7 protein-coding genes are annotated in these 8,072 nt (G+C 32.0%); all 7 read left to right on the forward strand.

What is annotated here, in order from left to right; genetic code table 11:
* Window positions 1-150 precede the first annotated feature (150 nt).
* The 7 genes from HGB55_RS14215 to HGB55_RS14245 all read left to right on the forward strand — a co-directional run bounded on the left by HGB55_RS14215 (window position 151) and on the right by HGB55_RS14245 (window position 7,810).
* A complete protein-coding gene (locus HGB55_RS14215) occupies window positions 151-612 on the forward strand; it encodes a hypothetical protein (RefSeq protein WP_168817626.1) in 462 nt (153 codons plus the stop codon).
* A 10-nt stretch (window positions 613-622) separates the two neighbouring features.
* Complete coding sequence (locus HGB55_RS14220) at window positions 623-1,600, forward strand: tetratricopeptide repeat protein (protein WP_168817628.1); 978 nt, start codon at window positions 623-625, stop codon at window positions 1,598-1,600.
* A gap of 1 nt (window position 1,601) precedes the next feature.
* Window positions 1,602-1,865, forward strand: coding sequence for a hypothetical protein (locus HGB55_RS14225; protein ID WP_168817630.1), 264 nt, complete (start codon window positions 1,602-1,604; stop codon window positions 1,863-1,865).
* Window positions 1,866-2,269: 404 nt separating this feature from the next.
* Window positions 2,270-4,165: a DUF262 domain-containing protein gene (locus HGB55_RS14230; RefSeq protein ID WP_168817632.1), complete on the forward strand. Its 1,896-nt coding sequence runs from the start codon at window positions 2,270-2,272 to the stop codon at window positions 4,163-4,165.
* A 7-nt stretch (window positions 4,166-4,172) separates the two neighbouring features.
* Window positions 4,173-6,443 (forward strand): DUF262 domain-containing protein, encoded by a 2,271-nt coding sequence (locus HGB55_RS14235; protein WP_168817634.1) that lies wholly within the window; start codon window positions 4,173-4,175, stop codon window positions 6,441-6,443.
* Window positions 6,444-6,632: 189 nt separating this feature from the next.
* On the forward strand, window positions 6,633-6,806 hold the full coding sequence (locus tag HGB55_RS14240) for a hypothetical protein (protein WP_168817636.1): 174 nt from the start codon (window positions 6,633-6,635) through the stop codon (window positions 6,804-6,806).
* Window positions 6,807-6,910: 104 nt separating this feature from the next.
* Window positions 6,911-7,810 carry a hypothetical protein gene (locus tag HGB55_RS14245; RefSeq protein WP_168817638.1) on the forward strand — a complete coding sequence of 300 codons (900 nt, stop codon included), beginning with the start codon at window positions 6,911-6,913 and terminating at the stop codon, window positions 7,808-7,810.
* The last annotated feature ends 262 nt before the right edge of the window (window positions 7,811-8,072 follow it).

Below are 8,072 nucleotides of genomic sequence, written 5' to 3' on the forward strand. Positions count from 1 at the left end.
CAACAACGTATATAGCTCATTGTGGCGGAATTTTTTAATTGAAAAATTCCTTATATTTATAATCAAAATTGCTTCGGCGGAAAAATCTCGCTGATTTTCCCACAACGAAGCCATATACAAACCCGTTAGCAAACATATAAAACCAACATTATGGAAAAAATCAAATTAATTTTAACCTTTCTGATTTTAATTTTTACAGTCCAAATTGGATTAAGTCAGGAGCTGACACAAAAATATAATAGCCTTCTTCAACGAACTGAATTTTATGATTCATACGGAAATATGGTTGCATATGCCAAGGAAAATTCATTACTGAATCAGATAGAATATTATGATAATTATGGCAACCTTATTAAAACAGAAAAAAAGAACACTTTATTAAACCGGACAGAAACTTATGACAGTTACGGAAATCAGCAAGGTTACGAACAAAGAAATTCATTGCTCAATCAAAATGAAACATACGATAGAAATGGTAATCAAAAATTGGTGAAAAAATGGAATGAGCTTTTACAAAGATATGAGGTTTATGATAGCTACGGCAATATGAAAGGCTATTACAAATATAATAGTCTTTTAGACCAATACGAATTTGTACAATCATCTTATTAAATATACTGATATGAAAAAATTAATATTTTTTAGCTTTTTGTTAATGACACTTGTTGGTTATTCTCAAGTCAATAGATATTCAACATATACACCTTCGAGATACGAACCACGTTCATTCGACGAACTCGCTGTAGCAGCAATGTCTTTACAAAAAAGATATGAAGCGAATCAACAATACTTATATGATTTAAAAAAATGGATTTTAGAATTGAAACCGCAAATCGTTGAACAGCAATTCTTGAAAAGGCTTGACAAGGAATATAAAGATTTGACAGATATTGAAGATGGTGATTTGGCAAGAGCGACCAAATATTTAAAGCAAACCGAAAATGCAGTAAGAGAAATAATTTCTGATTACAATGTTTGGGTTAACCAACAAAATTCTCAAAGTCAAACATCGTCAAATTACAATCAAAACAATAACTCTAAACAGAGCTATGCAGAAAAAGGATTTGAACTTCAACAAAATGGAGAATTTGCTGATGCCGTCTACAATTACACGCAACATCTAAAAACAGACCAAAATAATACGGACGTTCTTTTTTTACGTGCAATGTGTAAAAGTGAACTCGGAGATAGATTTGGGGCGATTAATGATTATGATAAAATAATTGAAATGGAAGGCAAAGTAAAGCCTAATGTTTATAAAATGTCAACGGTTTATAACAACAAAGCCTATTGTTTAGTTGGCTTAAAAAACTATAAAGAAGCTCTTCCACTTGTAAACAAAGCTTTAGATATGGATAAATCCGAAGCTTACATTTGGGATACGAGAGGGGAACTTTATTATCATATTGGAGAATATGAAAAAAGCGTAAAGGATATGGACAAAGCAATTTCCATTCAAGAAAATGCAAATTCCTTTTATTTTAGAGGTTTATCTAATTTAAAACTTAATAAAAAATCCAAAGCTTGCTCTGATTTTTCTAAAGCGGGTGAATTGGGTGAAAGTAAGGCGTACGAAGAAATCACTAAAAATTGCAACTAATATGATTTATAATCATTACGAAATTCAAGATTTGACCTTAAAGGATTTTCAAGAACAAATTGGAAAATCTGTAACAATCACTTTTCTAAAACCTCAAAAATTAAAGAGCTATGACGAATTAAAAAATGAGCTTTCTGGTGTAGTTAAAAAAATTGGACTGTCAGCAAATTCACCTCATTTACCAGTCGATTTAACGATTAAAGATTTAGAGAGTGATAATGAGTATGATATAAACTTATTCAAAATGGAAAGTTTAGAGATTTAAATAAATACGTTTGCTAACACCGTGTAAAAACAATTGCTTGGTACAAGCCTATTCGGAAAATCCTCGCGGATTTTCCAGTTATTTTTGTACTTGTTATGGTTCGTGCTAGACCACGCAACTATTCTTACACAAACACGTTGTATGCAAGGCTAAAAGACCGAAACGAACATTGAAACCTGATTATAAAATTTGAAAAGACACATAGGAAATATTAGCTCATTGATTGAAAGTTTATGCAAGAAAAAAATAGTTTTTGCCGACCCGCTTCTGCCCTTCGGGACAGTTGGGGAAGCCCACGCACATTGCACACATTTGCAAATCGCACAGGCTGATGCACAAACCAAAATTTGCAAAAGAGTGCAATTTTTGCCAACACTTACAACAAATAAAGAATTTCGTTAATTATGGAAAATCCAAGAATACGTCCTATAAGCGATTTATTAAAAGAGAACTTCTATGTTCCCCGCTATCAAAGAGGATATCGTTGGGGTAAACAAGAAATTACTGAATTGTTAGATGATATTTTGCAATACTATAAGGCAACAAAAGATAGAAAGAACAAAGTCAGTAAATTTTATTGCCTTCAACCTGTTGTGGTAAAAAGCAGAACATGGATAGATTCGAATGGAGATATCATGAATGGTTGGGAATTAATTGATGGCCAGCAACGGCTAACCTCCATTTTATTAATTCTTAACTATCTTGAAGATGTAAGAGAACTTCTTGAAAGAGGTGTGGATATATATTCCATTGACTTTGAAACCAGAGAAAACTGCAAAACATTTTTTGAAAACAAAAGCTATAAAAGTGCGATTGATGATTCAAATGTAGACTTCTTTCACATTTCAAAAGCCTATCACTATATAAAAGAATGGTTTGAAAAAGAGAAGAATAAAGTAGGCATTGTAGAAACCTTATTAAATGCTGACTACAATGTTTCCATCATTTGGTATGAGGCATTAGAAGAACAAGAAAACACAGTTAACGATAGCTCCATTGATTTATTCACACGCTTAAACGAAGGCAAAATTCCATTGACGGATGCAGAACTGATTAAAGCACTATTATTACAGGCAGACCTTTACGCTTCAAACGAAGAAAGGTATGTGAAACAAAGGCTTTTTGAAATTGCTTCGGAATGGGATACCATAGAAGCTACTTTGCTGGATGAAAAAATGTGGTTATTCCTAAACAACACCGATTATAACCCATCCTCAAAAATAGATTTGATATTTAAACTCTTATCGGATAAGTGGAACGGATATGACAATCAGGAATTAATACAGTTTGAGAAAAAGGATGGTAAACCTAAACATTTCGAATTTCTGGTTTTCGATAAATACCTCGCAAAAAAGAGAGAGCAATATAATATCAGTACTAATCCTGACAAAGATGTTCTCGACCCTATAAATGAAGTCTGGAAAGAGATAAAAGACGTATTTAGCAGATTTTACGATTGGTATGATAATCATACCCTGTTCCATTATTTAGGATTCTTACTTGCATTTGAGCAGGATAAAGAGAATTTAATCAAAGAACTGTTCGACTTAAAACTAAACAAGGATGATTTTGAGTTGAATCTAAAAGAACGTATTGCCAAAGCAATAAAAATTAAGAGAAAGTGGAGTGAATCTGGTATCGTAAAACAACTTCATGAGATATCTTATGGTGAAGAAGATACCGAAATTAGAAAAATACTAACACTATTCAACATTGAGACTTTAATCAAGCACAAAAAGGAAGATGCCAGATTTCCTTTTCATTTGTTTAAAACAGAAAAGATTACGAGCATTGAGCATATCCACCCACAAAATCCTGAAAATATAGATGCCACCGAAGAGAGAGCTATAACATGGCTTACAGCGCACAAAACATCATTAGCCTATTTTACTCTAAACGGCCATCCTCAAAAGCAGGAAGTTCAAGAACTAATTGTAAAAATTGAAGCGTTGATAGGTGATTACGATAAAGAAGGCTTTAAAAACATCTATTCAGAAACAATTGAGCTATATGGTAAGCTTATTGAATTTAAGGAGCATGAGCTTCATACTTTATACAACCTTGCTTTGGTAGATAAAGACACAAATAGCATGTTAAATAATTCCTTTTTCGATGTAAAGAGAGAATTGCTAAAAACCAACAAACTTGGCAGATATATACCAATTTGCACACAACGAGCCTTCTCTAAATATTATTCGGAAAATCCAAAAGAAATGATTTTTTGGAACAGTGAAGACAGGTATGCTTATTACAAGAACATTGAGAAGGTTTACAATTCATTTATTCACCTATTGAACTAATTCGCAAATGGCAACCAGCAATATATCATTTTGGCAACTTCTTGAGGAAAACAAGATAAGTATCCCTATAATTCAAAGAGATTATGCTCAAGGCAGAAAGGAAGAATCAGAAAAAAGGGAAAGGTTTCTTGAATCAATTTTAAAACACATAGCAAAGCAGGGAAACCTGCATTTGGATTTTGTTTATGGTCGTGTCAAAAACGATGTTTTTTATCCAATTGATGGACAGCAACGTTTAACCACCCTCTTTCTTATCCACTGGTATTTTGCGATTAAAGAGAATATTGATGCCGATAAAAAATTAAAGCTGATACGTTTTGCTTACGACACTCGAATCAGTTCCCGAGAGTTCTGCAAATCAATTGTAGAAGAAGAAATCAAGATACCTAACGAATCAGGGGACGACCAGTTTGTAAATTACATAAAGAAGCAGTACTGGTTTCGTTCCTCATGGCACAGCGACCCAACCATCACCGCCATGCTTATTATGATTCAGGCTATTCATGATAAGTTCAGCATACTTAACGGGACGCCCGTTTTTAAGCAACTAACTGAAAAAAACAACATTACTTTTGAGGTTTTAGACTTAGGCACAAAAGAATTTGAGCTGACAGATGAGTTGTATATTAAGATGAATGCCAGAGGTAAACAGCTCACAGCTTTTGAAAATTTTAAAGCTAATTTTATCCAGCTAATTGATAAATACTTTAAAAATGCCAAACTTAAACATCCGATTAAAGGTGAAATTTCATATTCAGGTTATTTTTCTTATAAAATAGAAAAAGAGTGGACAGACCTGTTTTGGACTTTTAGAGGCGAAGAAACCATTGTTGACAGCAAATTCTTTTCATATTTTGAATTTGTTGCACAGATGTGTTACTTCAAGAAGTATAAAGATGCTAAAGCCGATAGTTTTAACAATAGATTTTCGCAATATGAGGACATTTTTCGGGACGAGAAAAACTTATTGTTTTTATTTAATTCCTTGGATAAGCTTTATGCCCAGTCACTGAATAATTCGACCGCTGAAAAACAAAAAATCGACACATTCTTTTATAAGTTAAACTCGCAGACTACTTTATTTTGGAATTCAGTAGATAACGCTAATTTGTTTGAGCGGATAATTAACAATGTCAAAAATGAAGACCCCAGAAATAAAATACTTCTTTATTCGGTATTAAGCTACTTTATAAAGTTTGATACTACTGAATTTGAAGATGAATTGCAGAAGGTAGTAAGGGTAATCAGGAATTTATTGCAAGCCACCAGACAAAGGAATGAGACGAAATACAATACAAATATTCGTATCAATTATTTTGGTAGTTATTGGATACTTCTGGAGCAATTTCTTTCAGGCAACATATACTTATCCTTGACAGATAACTCCATTAGCAATAAGGGAACTCAAATCAGTGATGTAAGTTTGGATTATGAAATTGAAAAGGCTTCAATACTTTTAAAGGGCGATTCCAATATTAATGATGCACTTATTGGTATGGAAGAAATTGAATACTTTGGAGGTCTAATACATTTATTAAAACCCAAAGAATTGCATCAAAATTATCCTGATTTCATCCAATACTTTAAAGAGATATTTGATAACAACACCCCAAGCTCATTAAAAATAAGAGCATTAATAGCATCTGATTTTAAAGGAATTTTCACAAAAGATTGTAGAATGGGTGGAATGCGCTATTTTGGTAAAAATGGCAATTGGACGACCGTTTTAACAAGTGAAAAAGCAGATGTTTCGGTTAGTGTTATTGAGTTTATGAAAAGATACTCTCAATATTCAGGCAGTCCAGAAATAAGGCTTCAAGCAATGATAAATGATTGGTTACAAAACAATTCGAATGACCGCACATGGAAACACTATTTCATTAAATATCCGGAATTTACATCAAAACTTAACTACTACGTTAGCAATACATTATTCGAATCAAGAATTTTAGGAACAGAGGGGTCAAATCCGCTGGTGGCATATCACATCAGTCCATATGTTTTAACTGTATGTGAAAAGATAAATAACAAAGCTATTTGTAATGCAAATGACTGCTATTTACAATACTCTGGACATTCTCCTTTAATTCTTAAGAATGGTATAACTTTGACTTGTAATCAGCAAGGTTGGCAAATAAACGACTACAAAAAGCTACTTTCAGAAAATATTCGAAAAAACTATCAATTAGATGATAGCAATATTCTAAAAGAAATTGACAATAGAGATAGAATAGTATTAGCAATTGATTTTATAAAAGATGTTTTTGGACAAAGTTAAAGGAATGATTCAACCCACACAGCCAAGCACATTTGCAATTCGCACAAGCCAAGACACTACCAAAAATTGCAAAAGAGCTTGTCTGTCCGCCAGCGCTTTTTTGCCGACCTTAAAAACTAATTTTTTCGGAAACAGCATTGCTTCGATTGAGCGTATTAGGGACTGTAAAATATGGATAAATAACTAATAATGAATAAAGCCCAGCATACAACAATGTATATAAAACATTTGGCGGATAGTACTAATATTGAGAGCGTTACACCTAATAAAAGTTGTAGCGATTTGACAGGGCAGAGCTCCGAAAAGCCAAACGATTTCATATACGAAACGTTGGCAACAATTAAAAACAACACCAGAGAATAGCAATAATGAAAAAAAGCAATTACATAATTCTGTTCATTTTCCTAATGCTAATTAATATCAGTTGTGAATCCGAAAAGGAAAAGAAACTGTCTGATATTGAAAGAATGGAATTGAAAGGTAACATAAAGTCAATTAAATGTATAACCTATAATGTGAAAGAAAAATTTGGAGAGTTAGTAAAAGAAAAAATTACCTATGATAAATACGAGAATTATGAAATCATTTTTAATGAGAAAGGAAATCAAATAGAAAACAACTCTATTCCCTATGGAGAATTAGAATCAAAAACAACATACGAATATGATGACAAGGGAGACCTAAAAGAAACAAACGAATATTCTTCAAATGGAGATTTAGTTGAAAAAGCAAAATATGTTTTTAATAACGAAGGAAATCCAACTAAATGTGATGTTTACAAATCAGACGGAAAACTTAAAAACAAAATAAACTGGAATTATATAGGCAAAAAAACTAAAGAATACATCAAGTATGACGAGAATGGACAAATTGAATTAAAGTATGAATATGAATATGAAGGCGAAGAATTAATTGAAACTAAACAATACTCTTCAAAGCAAACAGTAGAAAAAGTTCACAAGTTTAAGTACGATAACAACGGAAATCAAATTGAATATGCAGAATTTAATTCAGACGGAAGTTTAGAAAAATTAGAAACATATGCCTATGATAAAAATGATAATTTAATAGAAAAGAAAATATATGATTCAAAAGATGTTTTAGAAAATAAACATACGTACAAATACAATTCGGACAATGAACTTATAGAACACAAAAATGATGATATAGATTGGGGAACGTTTACTTATAAATACAACGATAAAGGAGATTTATACGCACAAGAAAACTTCAATCTGAAAAACGAAAATACTTACGACTTGAAAAATAACTATAAGTACGATAAATATGGAAATTGGGTTGAAGTAACCGAATACAATGGAATTCTACCCAAAACTATATCTGAAAGAGAAATTATTTATTATTAAACAAAAATAACTGTTGCCAACAATGGGTATACGTAATGCGGACTGAAGTGCTAAAATGAAATTATGAACATAAAACAAAATCAACGGCAAACGGAAAGTAAAGTGCATTAAAATGCCGCACTACGCATACCCTAGACCGTTAGCTAAAATAACGTGCGAAGAACTCGGCTGAGAAAATTTTATTTAAAAATAATGATTTATTAAAGCTGAAAATTAGTCCGATTTTGAGCACTATTCCAGAATGAGTTTTTGATTTATTTTT

The organism is Lutibacter sp. B1 (assembly GCF_012524075.1).
Classification (GTDB): Bacteria; Bacteroidota; Bacteroidia; order Flavobacteriales; family Flavobacteriaceae; genus Lutibacter.

What these genes read in the sequence shown, in the direction of transcription:
- HGB55_RS14215 (WP_168817626.1), top strand. Translation starts at nt 151, where the DNA reads ATGGAAAAAATCAAATTAATTTTAACCTTTCTGATTTTAATTTTTACA.
- HGB55_RS14220 (WP_168817628.1), top strand. Translation starts at nt 623, where the DNA reads ATGAAAAAATTAATATTTTTTAGCTTTTTGTTAATGACACTTGTTGGT.
- HGB55_RS14225 (WP_168817630.1), top strand. Translation starts at nt 1,602, where the DNA reads ATGATTTATAATCATTACGAAATTCAAGATTTGACCTTAAAGGATTTT.
- HGB55_RS14230 (WP_168817632.1), top strand. Translation starts at nt 2,270, where the DNA reads ATGGAAAATCCAAGAATACGTCCTATAAGCGATTTATTAAAAGAGAAC.
- HGB55_RS14235 (WP_168817634.1), top strand. Translation starts at nt 4,173, where the DNA reads ATGGCAACCAGCAATATATCATTTTGGCAACTTCTTGAGGAAAACAAG.
- HGB55_RS14240 (WP_168817636.1), top strand. Translation starts at nt 6,633, where the DNA reads ATGAATAAAGCCCAGCATACAACAATGTATATAAAACATTTGGCGGAT.
- HGB55_RS14245 (WP_168817638.1), top strand. Translation starts at nt 6,911, where the DNA reads ATGGAATTGAAAGGTAACATAAAGTCAATTAAATGTATAACCTATAAT.